The sequence below is a fragment of the Affinundibacterium macrobrachii genome (assembly GCF_014652415.1).
Taxonomy (GTDB): domain Bacteria; phylum Pseudomonadota; class Gammaproteobacteria; order Burkholderiales; family Burkholderiaceae_D; genus Undibacterium; species Undibacterium macrobrachii.
Window position 1 is genome coordinate 972,608 of sequence record NZ_BMYT01000001.1, and the last position, 18,528, is coordinate 991,135.

Annotated in this window: 16 protein-coding genes; 8 read left to right on the forward strand and 8 right to left on the reverse strand. The window is 43.6% G+C overall.

Features of this window, described 5'->3' with window-relative positions; all coding sequences use genetic code 11:
• Window position 1 precedes the first annotated feature (1 nt).
• Window positions 2-1,714, reverse strand: a complete 1,713-nt coding sequence (locus IE103_RS04315; RefSeq protein WP_229827060.1) for a M14 family zinc carboxypeptidase — start codon at window positions 1,712-1,714, stop codon at window positions 2-4.
• 122 nt (window positions 1,715-1,836) lie between these two features.
• Between IE103_RS04315 and IE103_RS04320 the strand changes: the two genes are divergently transcribed.
• On the forward strand, window positions 1,837-2,052 hold the full coding sequence (locus IE103_RS04320) for a DUF3820 family protein (protein ID WP_189344732.1): 216 nt from the start codon (window positions 1,837-1,839) through the stop codon (window positions 2,050-2,052).
• 747 nt (window positions 2,053-2,799) lie between these two features.
• Here IE103_RS04320 and IE103_RS04325 read toward each other — a convergent pair.
• From IE103_RS04325 to IE103_RS04335, 3 genes are all read right to left on the reverse strand, one after another.
• Window positions 2,800-4,119 carry a TAXI family TRAP transporter solute-binding subunit gene (locus IE103_RS04325; RefSeq protein WP_189344733.1) on the reverse strand — a complete coding sequence of 440 codons (1,320 nt, stop codon included), beginning with the start codon at window positions 4,117-4,119 and terminating at the stop codon, window positions 2,800-2,802.
• 103 nt (window positions 4,120-4,222) lie between these two features.
• Window positions 4,223-5,011, reverse strand: coding sequence for a competence/damage-inducible protein A (locus tag IE103_RS04330; protein ID WP_189344734.1), 789 nt, complete (start codon window positions 5,009-5,011; stop codon window positions 4,223-4,225).
• A 9-nt stretch (window positions 5,012-5,020) separates the two neighbouring features.
• A complete protein-coding gene (locus tag IE103_RS04335; protein WP_189344735.1) occupies window positions 5,021-5,887 on the reverse strand; it encodes an EI24 domain-containing protein in 867 nt (288 codons plus the stop codon).
• 148 nt (window positions 5,888-6,035) lie between these two features.
• Between IE103_RS04335 and IE103_RS04340 the strand changes: the two genes are divergently transcribed.
• Window positions 6,036-6,392: an FKBP-type peptidyl-prolyl cis-trans isomerase gene (locus tag IE103_RS04340; protein ID WP_189344736.1), complete on the forward strand. Its 357-nt coding sequence runs from the start codon at window positions 6,036-6,038 to the stop codon at window positions 6,390-6,392.
• A gap of 138 nt (window positions 6,393-6,530) precedes the next feature.
• Here the strand turns inward: IE103_RS04340 and IE103_RS04345 are convergent, their stop codons facing one another.
• Window positions 6,531-6,860, reverse strand: coding sequence for a hypothetical protein (locus IE103_RS04345; RefSeq protein ID WP_229827061.1), 330 nt, complete (start codon window positions 6,858-6,860; stop codon window positions 6,531-6,533).
• A 244-nt stretch (window positions 6,861-7,104) separates the two neighbouring features.
• Entirely contained in the window at window positions 7,105-7,710 is a 606-nt protein-coding gene (orn, locus tag IE103_RS04350) for an oligoribonuclease (protein WP_189344737.1), read from the reverse strand.
• A gap of 102 nt (window positions 7,711-7,812) precedes the next feature.
• Between orn and IE103_RS04355 the strand changes: the two genes are divergently transcribed.
• The 3 genes from IE103_RS04355 (at window position 7,813) to rsgA (ending at window position 10,441) form a co-directional block, all read left to right on the forward strand.
• Window positions 7,813-9,084, forward strand: a complete 1,272-nt coding sequence (locus IE103_RS04355) for a M48 family metallopeptidase (RefSeq protein WP_189344738.1) — start codon at window positions 7,813-7,815, stop codon at window positions 9,082-9,084.
• 62 nt (window positions 9,085-9,146) lie between these two features.
• Entirely contained in the window at window positions 9,147-9,494 is a 348-nt protein-coding gene (locus tag IE103_RS04360) for a 4a-hydroxytetrahydrobiopterin dehydratase (protein ID WP_189344739.1), read from the forward strand.
• Between the two features lie 8 nt (window positions 9,495-9,502).
• Window positions 9,503-10,441: a ribosome small subunit-dependent GTPase A gene (gene rsgA / locus IE103_RS04365; protein WP_189344740.1), complete on the forward strand. Its 939-nt coding sequence runs from the start codon at window positions 9,503-9,505 to the stop codon at window positions 10,439-10,441.
• Between the two features lie 156 nt (window positions 10,442-10,597).
• Here rsgA and IE103_RS04370 read toward each other — a convergent pair whose 3' ends face one another.
• Entirely contained in the window at window positions 10,598-11,392 is a 795-nt protein-coding gene (locus tag IE103_RS04370) for a substrate-binding periplasmic protein (protein WP_189344741.1), read from the reverse strand.
• Window positions 11,393-11,639: 247 nt separating this feature from the next.
• Here IE103_RS04370 and IE103_RS04375 point away from each other — a divergent pair, with 247 nt between their 5' ends.
• Entirely contained in the window at window positions 11,640-14,972 is a 3,333-nt protein-coding gene (locus IE103_RS04375) for a S41 family peptidase (protein ID WP_189344742.1), read from the forward strand.
• Window positions 14,973-15,089: 117 nt separating this feature from the next.
• On the opposite strand, the gene IE103_RS04380 is transcribed toward IE103_RS04375, so the two are convergent.
• Window positions 15,090-15,914, reverse strand: a complete 825-nt coding sequence (locus IE103_RS04380) for a DUF2189 domain-containing protein (protein WP_229827062.1) — start codon at window positions 15,912-15,914, stop codon at window positions 15,090-15,092.
• 620 nt (window positions 15,915-16,534) lie between these two features.
• Here IE103_RS04380 and IE103_RS04385 point away from each other — a divergent pair.
• The gene (locus IE103_RS04385) at window positions 16,535-17,641 is read left to right on the forward strand and encodes a sensor histidine kinase (RefSeq protein ID WP_189344743.1); all 1,107 of its coding nucleotides are present in this window, start codon (window positions 16,535-16,537) and stop codon (window positions 17,639-17,641) included.
• Window positions 17,642-17,708: 67 nt separating this feature from the next.
• The gene (locus IE103_RS04390) at window positions 17,709-18,518 is read left to right on the forward strand and encodes a LytR/AlgR family response regulator transcription factor (protein WP_189344744.1); all 810 of its coding nucleotides are present in this window, start codon (window positions 17,709-17,711) and stop codon (window positions 18,516-18,518) included.
• The last annotated feature ends 10 nt before the right edge of the window (window positions 18,519-18,528 follow it).

The following is an 18,528-nucleotide window of genomic DNA, read 5'->3' on the forward strand; positions in this document are numbered from 1 at the left end:
CTCACTCAACAATAGAATAGATAGGATAGCGACGCCACTCAGGTTCATGGAAGCGCTTGCCATTGGCGAAGATAAAACTCAATACAGCTTCCTGATTATCTAATAGTGAGGGATTAGCGGCTTTCCAAACCGCGAACTTCTCGGCTAACTCAGGTTCCGTCTGCAACATCTCATAGGCACTATCTTCAAACACGTAGTCAGAGAATGCTTCTTTCTTCTCCAAGACACTATTAAAGAATCCCCAACGGAAAAAACTGTCATGCGCTTGCGGCTCTAAAGTCTCGACCGCGTAACGCGCATTCGGCTGATTTAGCGATAACACATAATCTCCAGCTCTGGCATTGATTGTCTGCGTAGTCACCGACAATTCCATCGCATCATGAAACATATGTCCTTCATAAGCATTTGCGCGCGATTGCACATCCACAATATGGTAAGCCTGAACCTGCATACTGCGATCTTCGCTGAGCTTTTCCAACACCACACCATTCCATTGCAAACGCTCAATCACTTCACGCCATGCTTGTGGGATCAAATACGCTTTCGGTGCTTTCACCACAACATCTTCGACGAAGTGATCAAAGTACTCGATATCTTTTTCCCATACTTGATTACGGTCATAGGATAAACGCATGTAGCTACCGATCTTACTTGGGCTATACACCGCCTGATAGCCTTTAAAACGAAAGCGTGATGGACGAGAGTAATCGGCCTTCCAGGTGACAGGCCACTGCTTTTTCTGCGCTGCATTTTGCTTGGCTTCTAGTCGCAAAGTTTGAATCTGGGCTGCACGCGCAATAGTAAAATCTAACACCACTTCAACCAATGCGCGCATCGAATCATAGCGATCAGCATATGGTTTTAGCATATGCGTTTCTGGCATAAAACCAATAGTGTGATGTAATGCTGCAAATCCTGTAGAGAAACGCGGCACCTCTAAAAAATCTTCAATCCCATCATCGGGAGTCACTTTAACCGGATTCACATATGGGCAAGTCGGCCACCCACGTTGTTCCATCTGCGCATAAATTTCTGGCAGCATAGTTTCTCTGAGAAATGGTCCCAAACCATCGCCGAGTTTATCTGCCTGAGTTTGAATCAAGGTCATCGTGTAGCTGTAGTCTGCTCCATTTGAAGTATGGGTATCCACCATCACATCGGGATCCCACATGGCAAAGAATCGATTGAACACTTGCGCAGCCAAGCTATCACACTTCACAAAATCACGATTCAAATCAAGATTGCGGGCGTTTGCGCGGAAACCAAACATTTCCGGACCATCTTGATTGACGCGCGAAGTATTTTGACGGTTTAAACATCCATCAACGTTATAGATAGGAATAAACAAGAACACCGTTTTTCCCAAAGCAGCGAGACGCTCAGGCTGAATACAAAAATCACGTACCAAGGCCATGCAAGCATCGATTCCCTCAGGTTCGCCGGGATGAATACCATTGTTATTAAAAAAGATAGGACGCCCTGCCGCTTTTAAAGTTTCACGATCAAATACCGCATCCGCAGTGATTACGCCTGCATGCATAGGAATGCCGTTATCGGAAACACCAATTTGCGAAAAATGTAAAACCTGTGGAAAGTCCTCGGCCAATTTCTCATAAAACGCAATACAAGCATCCCATGTACTTGTTTGATTTTGATTCCCTATTTCATAAGGCGTTGGGTAGGATGAATTGGCAGGATGTAATGGCATATTCATGAGATTGAGTATTCGATAAAATGAGCAAGATGGGCTGCGATTGTAGCATCGACCCTCCAGAATTTTTCATGTAATCAAGACCGTCCAACCAAACGAAGGCAGCCATATGGCGATCAAAAACTATGCAAACAGATGATTTAATTTCTTTAGTCACAAAAACGATGCCTTACGGTAAATTTCAAGGTCGCTTACTCGCGGACTTACCTGGCCACTATTTAGGATGGTTTGCTCGCGAAGGATTTCCACGTGGCGAAATCGGCAGGCTGTTAGAACTGATGTATGAAATTGATCACAATAATTTACGTGAATTATTGACACCACTGAGGAACAATAAATGAGAAGCCACAAATAAGTCGAATACCATTGCCGCTATTGAGCAAAATGCCAACTACGCAAAAAAGTTCAAAAATCAGGAAAAGTATTGGTTAACAATACCCTCAATCTTATCTGCCTATCCCTAATAACTATTTTTGGTTTTCTAAGGCTGAACTGAAGACACTCCCTCTCCAGTAACAAACTTTGTGCACTTCACATGATCAAGGATGAATTCATGCCGATGTTTGTGACTAAACACTCGGAGCAAGTAATAAAAGTAAGCACGAGAAATACGCACAAGAAATAAACACTAAAAGTAAATTACAAATTTAAGACAATTTACATAGAACTTAACGAAATGCCGACAGTCTTAGCTCAGCGAATATGTTTGAATGTGAATCTAGTTGCATAAGCTTTAAGCCGACGATTGCAACAAGTAACAAGATAGGTCGCACCCATTTTTGATAGCTCTTTGACTGATCATAAAGAACCACTGATGTACAGAGACACACACCTACCTGTGAAAAAACAAGATACTCCCCTCCGTCTTGTAATTTCGTGTGTCTCTGTACTGATGGGGTTTATTAAATAGAAGTTAATAGAATTTCTAATCTGCATACTTGGCGTGATAGTAGGGTCACAGTAGCCTTATAGCTACATCTTAGCAGTACCCTCGCCGCAACCTCACCGCTCTCTTCCAACTTATTTGCGACTTACTTTCAACTTACTTGCAACTTATTTGCAATTTTTTTGCTGCAAATCAAATTCTCTCAAACACCATTCTGAACGCGCTTACGGACAAACTGTATGTGGCTTCGTAAGCCATATAACTCTTCTGCATAAGCTAAAGGAATAGAAATGTGATTCACTTTATTTTCGATTTCATTGAGTCTTTGTAATTGCTGTTGGGCGATTTGTTGCTTTTGCTCAGGCGATGCTTCATCTAGCGCGTGCTCTACCGCGCGCAATTGTCCATACCAACGATAGATACGCGAGCGCACACGCCACACATACAATGGAGGAATAATTTTCGATAGCGGTAACGCCAATGCACCAAAGGCGATGAACAAGACCCACATACGCTCCAAGAAATTCGACATCCAAAAACTCAGATATCGCTGCAAAAATGGTGGGCCACTTTTATAAAATTTTTCAGCCTGCGGTTCGACTGTAATTTCGGTATAACGGTCAGATGGGAATTCACCCTGCTTGCTAAACCAATTCGCGCCACCATGAATTTTCTTGGCAGCTTGCAAAAATAAACTGATTAAAGCTGGATGCAAACTTTCATGTGCGACCAAGGTCGCAGTCGGTGAAATTAAATGGTAATCGCGTGAAGGAATATCTCTTCCCATATCGACAATACCACGTGGCAGCACCACGTGCGACAAAAATGGAAAGCGACGGGTATAAGCTTCTGCCTGTACAAAATCAAATAACTTGACACCCGGCGTTTGTAATAGCATCTGAATCAATTGTGAATCCGATGCCGAACTCATTACCAACACATCGATCTGTTCATTCACAAATGCAACCGTTGCTGGCGTGCTCTCCAACTGATGTATCTCTAATTGATTTTCATCCAGATTATTCACTGACAGAAGCTGTTGAAATAAACGTCGCACGCCAAATCCATCAGGGCCAACATTCACACGCTTAGCTTTGAACTCGGTTAAGCTCGTGACTTCTTTTTTACCTCGATAAAATATCCAGATCGGTTCGTAAAATAAACTACCTAAAGAAATCAAACCTTTTTCTTGGGCATCTTTCTCCGTCGTTGAGCCACTCTGCACAAAGCCAATATCAATCTTTGAATCCAAGTCAGCGATGTGTTGTAGATTTTCTTGCGATCCTTGCGATTTGTGAATACGCAAGGTAATTTGGTTCTGCGCTAATTCTTCTGCATACTGCTTTGCAAAGCGTTCGTAAGCGCTATTTTCCTGCCCCGCACTAAAGTCCAATGTTCTACCCGGTGCTGGGTCAACCACATAATAGGCTGCCAGTATCACCGCAATAATCATCAGCGCAATCGGGCCAAATGCAATCAAGGCATCTTTGGTAGAAATCAGCGTAAATTTAATCTTAGGCATCGTTTATAAAAACCAAGTTGATATGATCCATTTGATCCATTTGATCCATTTGATCCATTTGATCCATTTGATCCATTTGATCCGATTGATCCAAGCGATTTCACTAAGCTAGTTTTTGATACTCTGATTGAAATTGATCTAAGCCTTGCAACATGTCAGCAAACGCCAATTGCACTTGCGTTGGATCGCCTTTAACGCCTAACTCAATATGCCGTCGCATTGTGTCGGTTCCAACACTGGGCAAACTAAACACTTTGATTAATGGATAACGCGATTCAAGTTCTTCCATCATCGGCGTTAACAAGGATTCTGCAACTTCGAATACTAATACCGCTTTTTCATCAGAGGCCTGTTGATGAAATAGATGTGCGTAGTGTGTATCCAACACCCAAGCAATCATTGGCCACGCCATTACTGGAAACCCTGGTACAAAATAATGCTGCTGTATGGCAAAGCCCGGAATTTTATTGAATGGATTAGGGATAATATCGGCACCTTCAGGAAACTCCCCCATTTTCAATCGATGTAAATGATCTGGGCTATTGAGATCAAGCGCATGTTCAGATCCTACATGCATCTCGGTAATGCGCTCTTGAATAAGTTTTTTTGCCTCAGGATGCAAGACTATCGGCAATCCCAAAGCTGCCGCTGCACACTGGCGAGTATGATCGTCAGGTGTCGCACCAATTCCACCAGTACTAAAAACAATATCACCACTGGCAAAGCTGCGCTTGAGTAGATTAGTGATTCGAACGCGATCATCACCAACATACTCAGCCCAATCCAAGCTCAAGCCACGTTCCTTCAGAATCTCAATCACTTTCGGCAAATGTTGGTCTATCCTTTTGCCAGAGAGAATTTCATCGCCAATAATAATTAAACCAATTCCCATCACTTACTCCTATATCTGTGAATTACCTTGTGCATCAATACCAACTGCCAGTCTCATATCTGGTGCAGAGGTTTGACGTAAGTCTTGTAGTGCACGCAAACAAAAATGTTGGTACCACAAGCCAGTAAAAATAAAAATCAAGAGATAAACCCAAATAGCCATGCTAGCGATGATGGGGAAGAAAAATAAATGCGCCACAGAAATCGCACTTCCCAGCCATAGCATGGATGGCAAAGAACTAAACCACCCGGCAATCAAACCAATTAATAAAAGCGAACCACGATATTTCGACACAATTTGCTTACGTTCTTCTGGTTCGGCAAACATCGCCAATGCATCATAGCTCATGACACGGTAGGTTAACCATCCCCACAGTAAGGGCTGCACAAAGACATAAATTGGTGGAATAAAAATCAGTGGCAAAGTGATTACCCAGCCCAGCACAAATAGAAAAACCGAGCCCAATGAAAAGCCAAAGCTGCGTAAAAATGATGCCCCATAGCGTTTTTCTAATGAGGGAAAATCTCTTTCTCCTACATGCTTAGAAATGACTGGCATAATCAAGACGCCGATAAACAGTAAACTGCTAATGATCACCACTGGTAGCAGCACCCACATCGCCAATAAGGGAATCACCACGGTTTTTAATGCCAATAAACCCAGTGAATTCAACACCTGCGCTGCACTCGAATAGGCCTCGTTTGCCGCAAAATAGGATTGAAAAAAGTCGATCACCGCTTGCAAACGCCACGCCATTAATCCGCCCCACAGCAATACAGAACTAATTAATGGAATTATGCTCAACAAGATTATTTTGAAGCGAAACTGCGTCGCAAACGCTTGCGCCCAAGATCGCATCAGTGCGGATAAATTCATGCAATTACCTTTATAAACAGAGAACAACACAGACAGGTATTCTACCTTGCATTAACAATATAGACACATGCACAAAGATACAAAGACCTAGGCTTTTGATCTACAATTGCGCCACCTATTTTTCATTACTCTTATTCAAGGATCAATTATGTCCTCTATCACTACTGTCAGCGGTCTGCAATACGAAGATAAAGTCGAAGGTAGCGGTGCGGAAGCCACTGCTGGTAAAAACGTCGAAGTACATTACACAGGCTGGTTACAAAACCCAGACGGCAGCGCCGGCAAAAAATTTGATTCAAGCAAAGATCGCGGCCAGCCATTTGAATTTGCACTTGGCGCTGGTCAAGTAATTAAAGGTTGGGATGAAGGCGTACAAGGAATGAAAGTTGGCGGGACTCGCTTACTAACGATTCCATCCGCCCTAGGCTACGGACCACGCGGTGCAGGCGGCGTGATTCCACCAAACGCAACTTTAATTTTTGAAGTTGAATTACTGGGCGTATAAACTCTCGCTCACTAACATAAAAAATGGCTGCTTCTTTTACGAGAAGCAGCCATTTTTACTTAAAGATTACAGATTCAATCATGTGCAACTTAGAGAAGATGCCTAAACATCGCTAAATTTGATGAGCAATCGCGCTGATTATTTAAACGGACTACTACTATTTAAAGGCGTTCCTTTTTTGGCGCATGTTGGTGGATTCGTCATGCCAAAACTCAGCAAATTACCACCATTGATCACGCAATTATATTCACCGCCATTTGCTTTAACTGCGACATAAGTATTGGTGCCATCGACGTGTTTATTCACTACAACGACGTCATTTGGCTGCACGCCTAAGGCACCCGCAGTCTTCGTCTTTACATCGTCATCTGAAAGCATATTTGTTTTCGTCGCAATCGTATTACATGCTGACAATAACAGCACCAAAGCTGACATCAGGACACTGGTTTTTACGCGTTTGCTAGTCATTGATTCCCCCTTAAAAATAACAAAAAAGAATCATCACTATACATATCAAATTATTTTTAAATTAAACAAATACTTCTCAAAGCGTATAGAAAGTGTATCTATTTAATAAAAGTAAAATACATTTAATGAATAGCAATTTATGATTAGCAATTAGCGCTCAGCGCAAACTTTCCTTAACTCAATACAATGACAAGCAGACTATGACGAATACAACTGCACCAATAAACGATCAAGATGCGATCGACTACTCCTTGATAAAGTGCTCGCGATAGTATTTTAATTCCTCAATCGATTCGATGATGTCGGCTAAGGCTGTATGTTTTTGATGTTTTTTAAAGCCACTTGCTAAGGCTGGCTTCCAGCGACGACACAACTCTTTCAAGGTCGACACATCGAGATTTCGATAATGGAAAAACTCCTCCAACTTTGGCATTCCGCGGAACATAAAGCGACGATCTTGGCAAATTGTGTTGCCGCACATCGGTGATTTTCCTGCTGGAACATATGCTTTCAAAAAGCTAATCAAGGCCTTTTCAGCGTCTGCCTCGGTTATCGTCGATGCTTTAACTCGATCTATTAGTCCAGAGCGACCATGCGTGCCTTTGTTCCAAGCATCCATTTTATTCAAGACTTCATCTGATTGATGAATCGCAAATACGGGACCTTCAGCCAATACGTTTAACTGCATATCGGTCACAACCACCGCAATTTCGATAATTTTATCGTTGTCGGGATCTAAGCCAGTCATTTCCATATCGACCCAAATTAGATTCATCTCATTTGGCTTAGCTGGTTTCACCGCGCTTGCTGTTGTGGTTTCATTTACTTCGATATTGCTCTCTTGTGACATAATTCTTCCTAGACGCTAATTTGCTTAATTTCTCAAAATAAACAAAAGCTTAATTTTGAGATAACTAACTTCACTATTTTTCTGATAAAGCAGCATTTTCCCATGAATTCATACACGTTTTCGGTTTTATTCATTGTTTTTCTTGGCATCACAGTTAGCCTGCAATTCTGGTTGTCGTCTCGCCAGCTACGTCATGTGAGCAAACATCGCGCAGAAGTTCCTGCCGAATTTAAAGAGAAAATTGCGCTAGATGCACATCAAAAGGCTGCCGACTACACGATCGCAAAAACCAAATTTGGTCTTTTATCTTTATTTTTTAGTGTCATCGTGCTGTTAGGCTTTACCCTGTTCGGCGGACTGCAATTATTATCATTGAGTCTTTATCGCTGGCTAGGCGATGGCATGACTTACCAACTGGGCTTAATCGCCGCCTTTGCCCTGATCAGTGGCGCATTAGATTTGCCGTTTGACCTATATCGCCAATTTGTGTTGGAGGAAAAATTTGGCTTCAATAAAATGAATTTAAAATTATTCATCAGTGACTTAATCAAAGGCAGTTTAATCGGCGCTGCGATTGGTCTGCCTTTAGTCTGGGTAGTGATCACCCTTATGGATAAATCGGGCGATTTGTGGTGGTTATATGCTTGGTTAGTGTGGACCGGTTTTCAACTCTTAATGATGTTAATTTTCCCGACCTGGATCGCGCCATTGTTCAATAAGTTTACACCTTTGGCGGATGACAGTTTGCGTCTACGCATCGAAGGCTTGATGCAGCGTGTTGGCTTTGCCTCTAGCGGATTATTTGTGATGGATGGCTCTAAACGTAGCGCGCACGGTAATGCTTACTTTTCAGGCTTCGGCAAAACCAAGCGTATCGTTTTCTTCGATACACTCATTGCAAGATTAGCGCCACAAGAAGTCGAAGCAGTGTTGGCACATGAGCTTGGGCATTTCAAACTCAAACATATTATTAAAAGAATGATAGTGATGTTCCTTGTTTCACTCGGATTCTTAGCTCTGCTGGGTTACTTAAAACAACAAGTTTGGTTCTTTACAGGTTTAGGCGTAGATCCAATTTTATTCTCCTCCTCCAACAATGCCATGGCATTAATTTTGTTTATGCTGACCTTGCCGGTGTTCACATTTGTACTGTCACCATTAACATCGATTAGTTCGCGTAAGCATGAGTTTGAAGCAGACGCTTTTGCAGTGAAACACACTAATGCAGGTGATTTAGTTTCAGCGCTTGTCAAATTGTATGAAGACAATGCGTCAACACTGACTCCTGATCCAATACACTCTGCTTTCTATGACTCGCATCCACCCGCGTCTATTAGAATTGCTCACTTGCACCAGCAAGCGAAACTAGCATAATTTACTAACTGCAATTAGCGTGAAATAAACTATTTTCCGAACGACTTAATCAAAACTCGCATATGAAAACTTCTGATCTCTTAGCAAAAAAATCAGCGCACACTGAAATGGGCTTACAAGAACAAGAACTGCCGACTTACTTTGCAGCGACACCAGGTTGGACACAAGATGGTCCGCGCATTGTCAAAACCTATAACTTCAAGAATTATTACGAAACACTCGCTTTCGTCAACGCGATTGCTTACACCATTCATGAGGAAGACCATCATCCTGAATTAGTCGTCACCTATAATCGCTGTGTCATCAAATTTGATACGCACACTGTCAATGGTGGAAAAGGTGGTATCTCTGAAAATGACTTCATTTGCGCAGCAAAAATCGATGTGATTTTTACGCAGACCTTCGGTTGATTCACCGCATGTCAAAAAAAATCGCTGCACAAAAAAAATCAGGTCCAACCGAGCAAGCTACGGTGATTGCCGCTCACGGGCGGCACTATCTGGTTCAAGCCAAGGGTATCAAATTACATTGCGTAACACGTGGTAAAAAGAGTGATGTTGCTGTTGGTGATATCGTTGAATACCAACTCACCTCTGCCAACCAAGGCGTGATTGAAGCGATCGTGCCGCGCAGCACTTTGCTTTATCGCTCGGATCAATATAAGTCGAAAATGCTTGCGGCGAACTTAACGCAATTGATCATTGTCGTCGCTACCGAACCTAGCTTTTCCGATGATTTGATTTCACGAGCCTTAGTCGCCTCTGAATCGTCTGGCATCAAAGCCCATATTGTTCTGAACAAAATCGACGTAGCTACAAGCTTGCCAAAAGCGAGAGAACGTATCGCTCTGTATGCATCGCTTGGCTATCCAGTGCACGAAGTATCTGTCACCGCACAAGCCGAAGCAACCCGCGAAAAAATGCTGTCGCTCATACAAGGTCAACGTACTATTTTGATTGGGCAATCGGGTATGGGAAAATCGTCGCTCATCAATCTCTTAATCCCCGATGCGGAAATTGCGACACGTGAGATTTCTGCTGCATTAGATACCGGAAAACACACCACCACCTTCACTCGCCTATTTCAAATGGCGGAGTATCAAGATCAAGCAACGTATGTGATTGACTCACCAGGGTTTCAAGAATTCGGTTTACATCATTTAAGCGAAGGTATGCTTGAACGCGCTTTTCCAGAATTTCTGCCACACCTAGGCCACTGCAAATTCTATAACTGCCACCATCATACCGAGCCAGGTTGTACAGTTCTCGAAGCACTTAAGCGTGGTGAAATTAGTCAAATGCGCCATGATTTGTTTAAACAACTAGTCCATGAAGCGGCGCAGACGATAGGCTATTGATGTGCAACTTGGCTAATCACGTTTTATTGTGATTGCGTGCATTTCGGCTGAGTAACTCAATGGATGAAATTTAGGGCATTTAAAAAATATAGAAGTGATTTAAATTTTTATTTAAGTCATTTCTAGTTTGATATAGACAAGCTACAAGACATCAAATTAAGGAACTGGCTTACTCCATTTTTGTTCCAATTTCGCGTAGATTCCATTCTTTTTAATCTTACGCAAACCACGATCTAGTAACTCAGCATATTTAGTCGAATCTGCTCTTTGACGTGAAAAACTCACATACAAAGAGTTTTGTCCGATACTACCGACCTGCTTAATCTTTCCACTAAATTCCTCAGGATAACGATTCACCAAATAGTCGACCACGCGTGTATAAATCAAGGAATACTCAGAACGTTGGCGCACTAATTTTCTAAGATTCGATAAGTCGGTTGGTGCAACCTCACGGCTGATACTTTGATCGGTGTCGACTTCATCCGTATAGGTATATCCATGTGTCACACCGACTTGCTTTCCGCGTAAATGTGTCACCTGTAAATTGCTCGCGGTAGAGCTCCGCAAAGCATAAATTCCGATCTCTGCTTTAAAAATAGGTTCGGTATGAAACAGCAAGACCTTACTTAGTTTGCTGTCTTTCAAGCTGTCAAAGCAGCCTAACTCTTGCCCGGTTTCGGCTAGCATCAAACATCTGGCATAAGGAGCCGATTTGAAATTCACCTTCACGTCGACGGCAGCAAAGGCCGCTTCTATGATATCCACTGCCCAACCTTGCAATTTACCGTCTTTATACGCGGCGTAAGGATACCATTCATCCTCGCCGACCAAGCTAATACTCTGCGTTTGCTCTGCCGCGTAAATAGATGGAACGTTCGCCATATAAATGACGAAACCAATAGCGATTAGGAGGATCTTTTTTAAGCCACTTAAATAAGCGCTGTCATGCATAAAATGCTCTCAATATTTACTACAAGCATTTAAACATAAAACTTTATTTGTACAAAAAAATAAGATCAGTTTTGTCTGAAATAACCAAATAGTTACTGATTTAACGCAATCTGTGCAGAACTAAATCACATTCTCACTGTCTGTAAAAATCAACGATATGATCTCGTGATGTCGAGTTCCTTGACCAAATCTTGGCTCGAATACCTAGGATGAGCCTTTTTATTTCAACCTTTAGATAAGAAAAATTATGAAACTTCAGCCATTATTTCTTAGTCTCTCCCTCGCAGGAATGATCTCTTCTGCTTATGCGGCGGATAACCAAGCGTATGCACGATTTCCGACAATTCGCGCGGACACGGTTGTGTTCACGGCGGAAGGAGATTTATGGAAAACAAGTACGAATGGTGGCACAGCGCAACGCTTAACAACGCACTTGGGTGCAGAAACGCATGCTGCAATATCACAAGACGGTCAATGGTTGGCTTTTTCGGCTACTTATGAAGGTGCGCAAGAAGCTTACGTGATGCCAATTCAAGGCGGCGTACCGAAACGGATTAGCTTCGACAATACCGCTGTCACGGTACTAGGCTGGAGCGCGCAAGGTGAAGTATTGGTTACTAGTCAGAACCAAGTGGGTCCGACTTCACAAACTGTGATCTCGGCGATCAACCCTAAAAATTTACAACGTCAGATTTTCCCGGTAACTGATGCAAATGAAGCCGCCGTAGATGACGCAGGCAAAACTTTATTTTTTACCCGACTTGGTCTGCATACACGCAATGACAATGCAAAAATGTACCGCGGCGGCGCGGTCGCACAATTGTGGAAGTTTGATCTGCAAGCGAAGAGCGAAGCTGTCAATTTATTTGCGACTGAAAAATCCAATAACCGCCGCCCTATGCTGTGGAAAAATCGCTTATATTTTTTAAGTGATCGAGATGGTGCCTACAATATCTATGCAGCCAATCTCGACGGTAGCGACGCTAAAGCCATAACCAAGCATCGCGATTGGGAAGTAAGAAATCCACAATTAGGCGATGGCAAAATCGCGTATCAGTTGGGGGCCAATTTACACGTACTCGATCTCAATAAACAAGACGATAAATTACTAAACCTCGCCCTAGTTTCCGACTTTGACCAATCTCGGCAACGTCATATTAAAAATCCACTCGACTTTTTGACGAATACACAGATTGCTGCAAAAGACGATAAATTGGTATTCACGGCACGCGGTCAAATCACCGTCGCCACTACCGGCAATCAACGTCGTGTCGACATCGTTTTACCAGAAGGTGCGAGAGCACGCGAAGCCGTATTCTCGCACGACGATCGTTATATCTATGCTTTTGCTGACAGTAGTGGCGAAAATGAAATTTGGCGTTTTCCCGCCAACGGCAATGGTAAACCAGAGCAATTAACCAAAGATGGCGAAACCCATCGTCTCACATTAGCGCCCTCGCCTGATGGCAAGTTTATTGCACATACCGACAAGCGTGGCAGACTGTGGTTACTTGAACTCGCAACCAAAACAAACACTGTCATCGATGATGCTTCGAAAGAAGGTCACGGCACCCACGATGAAATAGTCTGGTCGCCCGATAGTAAAACCTTGGCGATGGTACGTGGCAATAGCAGTCAAGGACGCAATCAAATCGGCTTGTACGATTTAGACAGCAAACAAACGCATTTTGTAACAACCGATCGTTATGAGTCAGAGTCACCAAATTTTTCTGGCGATGGAAAATGGCTCTATTTCTTATCGAATCGCAATTTCCAACCTGGTGTCGGTGCGCCATGGGGCGATCGTAACATGGGCACTTATTTTGACAAACGTGCTGGGATTTTTGCATTAGCCTTACAACCAGGAAATCGCTTTCCGTTTAAGCCGGATGACGAGTTGAGTAAAACTGGCGATAAGGCCAACGATAAAGCAAACGATAAGCCAACCGAAAAATCCAGTGACAAAACGGAGGCTAGCGATGCCAACAAAGAATCTAAAAAAGTAGAGAATACGGCGGCAAAAAAATCAAACAGTATTGTCTATCAAGGACTGGCTGAGCGTTTGTATGAAGTTCCTATCGCGGCTGGCAATTATCGTCGCTTAGTCACTGACGATAAACGCTTGTATTTCCTTGAGCGTGATCCAGTTGATCGTAGCCGTAGCCATGTAAAGACACTGGCAATCACGAAAACGGCGCCACAAGCGGAAGTGTTCGCGGCTGGCGTACGTAATTTTGACTTATCTCTAGATAAGAAACGTGTATTCCTGCACAGCGGTAATGGTACGGGTGATTTCTTCGTTGTCGATACTGGAGCAAAAGCACCGCCCGACATGAGCAAAGCCAAGCTCAAGGTTGACGATTGGACTTTTAGCTCCAATCCACGTCAAGAATGGAAACAAATGTTCACCGATGCTTGGCGTATGCATCGTGACTTCTTATACGATACCAATATGCGTGGCGTCGATTGGGTCAAAGTACGTGAGAAGTACGCGCCTTTGGTTGAACGAATCACAGATCGCGCGGAGCTAAATGACCTGCTTGGATTAATGGTCAGTGAAGTTAGTTCATTGCACTCACAAGTGCGTCCTGGCGATATCCGTCGCGCCACACCAGATGGTGTAGCGGCTGGACTTGGTGCGGTGCTGAGCAAGACCAATGAAGGCTATCGCATAGATCACATCTATCGCAGCGAGCCCGATCTACCATCGCAACGTGCCCCGCTCGACAATCCCGATCTAGACGTGAAAGTAGGTGACTTGATCACTGCAATCAATGGCAAAGATGTGAACACGGTGCGCGACATTTCTGATCTACTATTAAATCAAGCCGACAAGCAGGTATTACTTCAAGTGAAACGTGGCAGCAACAGCAAGTCAATGTTAGTGTCGCCGATCAATATGATGAAACAAGCGAACTTGCGTTATAGCGACTGGGAGCAAAGTTTATCTAGCAAAGTCGATCGCGCATCAAATGGCAAAATTGGCTATCTGCATCTGAGGGCAATGACCCCTGCTGATGTCTCCAGTTTTGCACGCGATTTCTATGCAAACTATGATCGCGATGGATTAATCATCGATGTGCGTCGCAATAACGGTGGCAATATCGATAGCTGGATCATTGAAAAACTCTTGCGTAAAGCGTGGGCGTTTTGGGCGCCGTCAGGACAACAAGCTTACGCAAACATGCAACAAACTTTCCGTGGTCATTTGGTCGTACTAATTGATGAGCTGACGTATTCAGATGGTGAAACATTTGCAGCTGGCGTCAAAGCGCTCAATCTTGGCCCACTAGTCGGTAAACGAACCGCCGGCGCTGGGGTTTGGTTGTCAGATAGAAATACGCTAGCGGACAATGGGATGGTACGCGCGGCAGAGAATGCGCAATTTGATGCGAGAGACGGCCGCTGGATGGTGGAAGGTGTTGGTGTTGCGCCTGATATTGAGGTCGACAATCCACCGAATGCTAGCTTCAAAGGCGAAGACAAACAGTTAGAAGCAGCGATTAATTATCTGCAGAAGAAACTGAAAGAACAGCCGATTAAACCACTACGACCACAAGCGATTCCGCCATTGAAGTAATCGGAATAGCATAAAAAATGGCGCAGAGATGATTAGATCTGCGCCATTTTTATTTTGATTTCTATCGAGAAAGATGCAACTCGTATTTTGGCTTTAGCTTATGTAAACCCGATATTTTCAAGAACGCTGATCCGCTGGGCCAACCACCTCTCGATATGCATGCCAAGTAGCATGCCCAATAATCGGCATCGCAATAATAAATCCCAGATTCCAAGTCATAAACCCTAATACGACAAAACCGACAATCGTTAAGCCCCAAATCATCGTCAGAGGAACATTCACAAACAATGCGACGATACTGATGATCATCGCGGTAATCGCGTCGGTATCTCGGTCTAACATCAAGGGAATGGATACCCAACTAATCGCAAATACAATACTCGCGAAAATAAAACCGATGCAGGCATACACCACCAAGAATTCGAGATTCTCTAAGGAGAATAATTTCGCCAAGAATCCTTCCATCGTTGGCATGCCCTTGTTGTAGAACAAAGCAAAAATAACTAAGGACGCACGTGCCCACACCATCATAATCACGGCTAGCACCACAGCAAAAGTACCGATATTACTCCAACGACCGCGCATAGAAAATGCACTGCCTAGCATACCAGAGCGCAAGTTCTCAATCCGACGGCTAACATCATACAAACCTAAAGCCAACAGCGGACCTACCAATAAAAAACCACAAGTTAATGCCGACAAATACTGCGGCGCATTGGCCAAAGTGAGTTTTAAAATGCCGCCCATGACGGCAAAGCAAACACCATAGAAGAGGCCTGCCATCGGTTCCGCGCGAAAATCTTGCCAACCTAAATAAAGCCAATGAAATGCGCGAAAAGCGCCCAAGCGCGCAACAGGCGGGAACGCACTTTTCTGATCAATTACCATACGAATATCGGGTGCAGCGCTGTCACCATCGCGCCCACTTGTTGAATCACTCATAATGTCTCCAGATTTTCTAATTTTTTTGATGTGGTTTGCTAGGGCCTGTTAACATTTAAATTGGGAGTGCGAATGTGGAAAAACGGGCACAGGGCTAGGCGTCAAGGCGCGCGGCAGTGCAAGCACTGTAAGCGACTTGCAACAACGCCATGTGCCCGTTTTTCCCATTCCCGAAGGGTTCAAGCCAAAACGCGCGATGGACAGCGTTGTAGCTCTTGCCGAGGCACCTGCCTCGGCGGCGAACTACGCCTTGCCATCCCACCTTTTGGCTTGAACGCATCTCCCAATTTAAACGTTAACAGGCCCTAGTCCTTGACCAAAATCAAATCACGAGCTCTCATGCTAAGCGAGTTTATATTCATGTCGCAAGCGCCACAGTCGGTTAACATTCGAAATGAACAACACTTTCTAGAAAAGTTTGGTGAAATTTCACACAAACCAGTAGTCCAAAGTTATTTACGGCAAATTTCATGCGGTTCGCGTTATAAAGTAACACTTACGTCGCAGAAATTTTCGAATTGTCGATAGCTCATCTACACTTCTCTATATCGAGCGAGATCTAATTTATAAAAAGACGCTACTGCACAATTCAACTTTGTTTCTCTCAAATGAAAAATCTCTTGTCTTTATCTACTATTCCTCATTTTCTCAATGAACACAAACGCTCGCTGATTTGGCTAAGCTGCTTTAATACCGGTGTCGCGCTATTCATTACGTTGGTATTACCGACCAAGCAAAGCTTTGCAGTGAATTGGGTGTTCTCGATGTTAATTGGCTATAGCATCAACATCGTCATCGTGTTAACACGGTGGGTCATTTGGCGCGATCAAAAACCACATCGCATCGCCTTTCTATTGATGTGTATGGCAGCAGCACCGATAGGCTATTTCATTGGCGGATCAATAGGTATGGTCTTTTATGGTCTGAAAATGCCAAGCTTTATAACCGTGATGAAAAATGGTGAAGGCATCTTAGTCATTATGAGTATCTTCATCAGCTTATTCGGTGGCGTATTTTTTTGGAACCAATCAAAACTAGCAGAACTAGAAGCCGAACAAGAAAAAGAAAAAGCGCGCATGGCAGCAATCGAACGTCAAGCAATGCAAGCGCAATTGCAGCTACTACAAGCGCAAATCGAACCGCACATGTTATTCAACACGCTCGCCAATTTACAAGGTTTGATAGCCATCGATACACAACGTGCACAACACATGCTAGAGCAGCTAATTCGTTATCTACGCGCGAGTTTAAATTCATCACGAATCGAACAAACAACGCTACAACATGAGTTTGATTTACTCGAAGCATATTTAGAATTGCTGGCGATACGCATGGGCAAGCGCTTGCAATATCAAACCAATTTACCAGAACAACTAAGGCGGCAAGCGATCGCGCCTATGCTATTGCAGCCACTCGTTGAAAACGCGATTAAACACGGCGTTGAGCCTAAAATGGAAGGCGGTAGCATCCATGTTTCCGCCGAAACTGACAGCGAGTTCCTGTACATTTACGTGATTGATACGGGTATGGGCCTGCCTCTAGATTATGATGAAAATAAACCAGCACCTCAATCGCAACATCCAAATCAAAGTCATGTTGGTAATGCGAATGTGCGTGAACGTCTGCTAGCGCTGTACGGTCCACGAGCGTCTTTGACGCTTAGCGAGAATCAACCGCAAGGCGTGATCGCTCATTTATGCATTCCCTTATCGACGCAAGTAAATTAACGACACTCCATCAATAAAGACAGAGCATTAACAACATTCTTGCCTCATCAAAATCGAATTAACTATCATGACTCAACTACGCGCACTCATCGCTGAAGACGAAAATATTCTCGCTTTAACTTTACAAAAAACTTTAGAACGCTTGTGGCCAGAACTGGAAATATGCGGTATTGCGGAAAACGGCGTTGAAGCGGTGAACTTGGCGTTTAAACATTTTCCTGAAATCGTCTTTCTAGATATAAAAATGCCCGGAAAAACCGGGCTCGAAGTTGCCGAAGAACTGACGGAAGAATGGCCAAGTGACAAACCTTTCCCGATGATCGTTTTTGTTACGGCCTATGACGAATTCGCGCTACAGGCATTCGAACATGAAGCCTGCGACTACGTGTTAAAACCGATCAGTGACGTGCGTGTTGCCAAGACAGTACAGCGACTACAAAATAAAATCACGGATCGCTCTGCGCCATCCAATGAATTAGAAAAAATGATCGCACAGTTAAGCAAATTAAGCCCTGCACTTTTAGGAAATCCGCAAACATCTGCATCGAATGAACGACTCAGCATGATACGTGCGGCAGTTGGCAATCAAATTCGCATGATCCCAATTGAGGACGTGCTGTTTTTTGAGGCGACCGACAAATACATCAATGTTGTGACAGCGGAACAAGGAAGTTTAATTCGAATGAGCTTACGCGAATTACTGCCACAACTTGATCCGCAATTGTTCTGGCAAATTCACCGCGGCTACATCATCAACACGCGCTACTTACAATACGCGACGCGCGATGAAACTGGAAAACTGACAGTGCAACTCAAAGGTAGTCAACAAAAACTACAAGTAAGTCGCGTCTATGCGCACCTATTTAAGCAAATGTAGAATAGCAATT

What these genes read in the sequence shown, in the direction of transcription:
- IE103_RS04375 (WP_189344742.1), top strand. Translation starts at nt 11,640, where the DNA reads ATGAAACTTCAGCCATTATTTCTTAGTCTCTCCCTCGCAGGAATGATC.
- rsgA (WP_189344740.1), top strand. Translation starts at nt 9,503, where the DNA reads ATGTCAAAAAAAATCGCTGCACAAAAAAAATCAGGTCCAACCGAGCAA.
- IE103_RS04340 (WP_189344736.1), top strand. Translation starts at nt 6,036, where the DNA reads ATGTCCTCTATCACTACTGTCAGCGGTCTGCAATACGAAGATAAAGTC.
- IE103_RS04370 (WP_189344741.1), bottom strand. Translation starts at nt 11,392, where the DNA reads ATGCATGACAGCGCTTATTTAAGTGGCTTAAAAAAGATCCTCCTAATC.
- IE103_RS04380 (WP_229827062.1), bottom strand. Translation starts at nt 15,914, where the DNA reads ATGAGTGATTCAACAAGTGGGCGCGATGGTGACAGCGCTGCACCCGAT.
- IE103_RS04390 (WP_189344744.1), top strand. Translation starts at nt 17,709, where the DNA reads ATGACTCAACTACGCGCACTCATCGCTGAAGACGAAAATATTCTCGCT.
- IE103_RS04355 (WP_189344738.1), top strand. Translation starts at nt 7,813, where the DNA reads ATGAATTCATACACGTTTTCGGTTTTATTCATTGTTTTTCTTGGCATC.
- IE103_RS04345 (WP_229827061.1), bottom strand. Translation starts at nt 6,860, where the DNA reads ATGACTAGCAAACGCGTAAAAACCAGTGTCCTGATGTCAGCTTTGGTG.
- IE103_RS04330 (WP_189344734.1), bottom strand. Translation starts at nt 5,011, where the DNA reads ATGGGAATTGGTTTAATTATTATTGGCGATGAAATTCTCTCTGGCAAA.
- IE103_RS04360 (WP_189344739.1), top strand. Translation starts at nt 9,147, where the DNA reads ATGAAAACTTCTGATCTCTTAGCAAAAAAATCAGCGCACACTGAAATG.
- IE103_RS04335 (WP_189344735.1), bottom strand. Translation starts at nt 5,887, where the DNA reads ATGAATTTATCCGCACTGATGCGATCTTGGGCGCAAGCGTTTGCGACG.
- IE103_RS04320 (WP_189344732.1), top strand. Translation starts at nt 1,837, where the DNA reads ATGCAAACAGATGATTTAATTTCTTTAGTCACAAAAACGATGCCTTAC.
- IE103_RS04315 (WP_229827060.1), bottom strand. Translation starts at nt 1,714, where the DNA reads ATGAATATGCCATTACATCCTGCCAATTCATCCTACCCAACGCCTTAT.
- IE103_RS04325 (WP_189344733.1), bottom strand. Translation starts at nt 4,119, where the DNA reads ATGCCTAAGATTAAATTTACGCTGATTTCTACCAAAGATGCCTTGATT.
- orn (WP_189344737.1), bottom strand. Translation starts at nt 7,710, where the DNA reads ATGTCACAAGAGAGCAATATCGAAGTAAATGAAACCACAACAGCAAGC.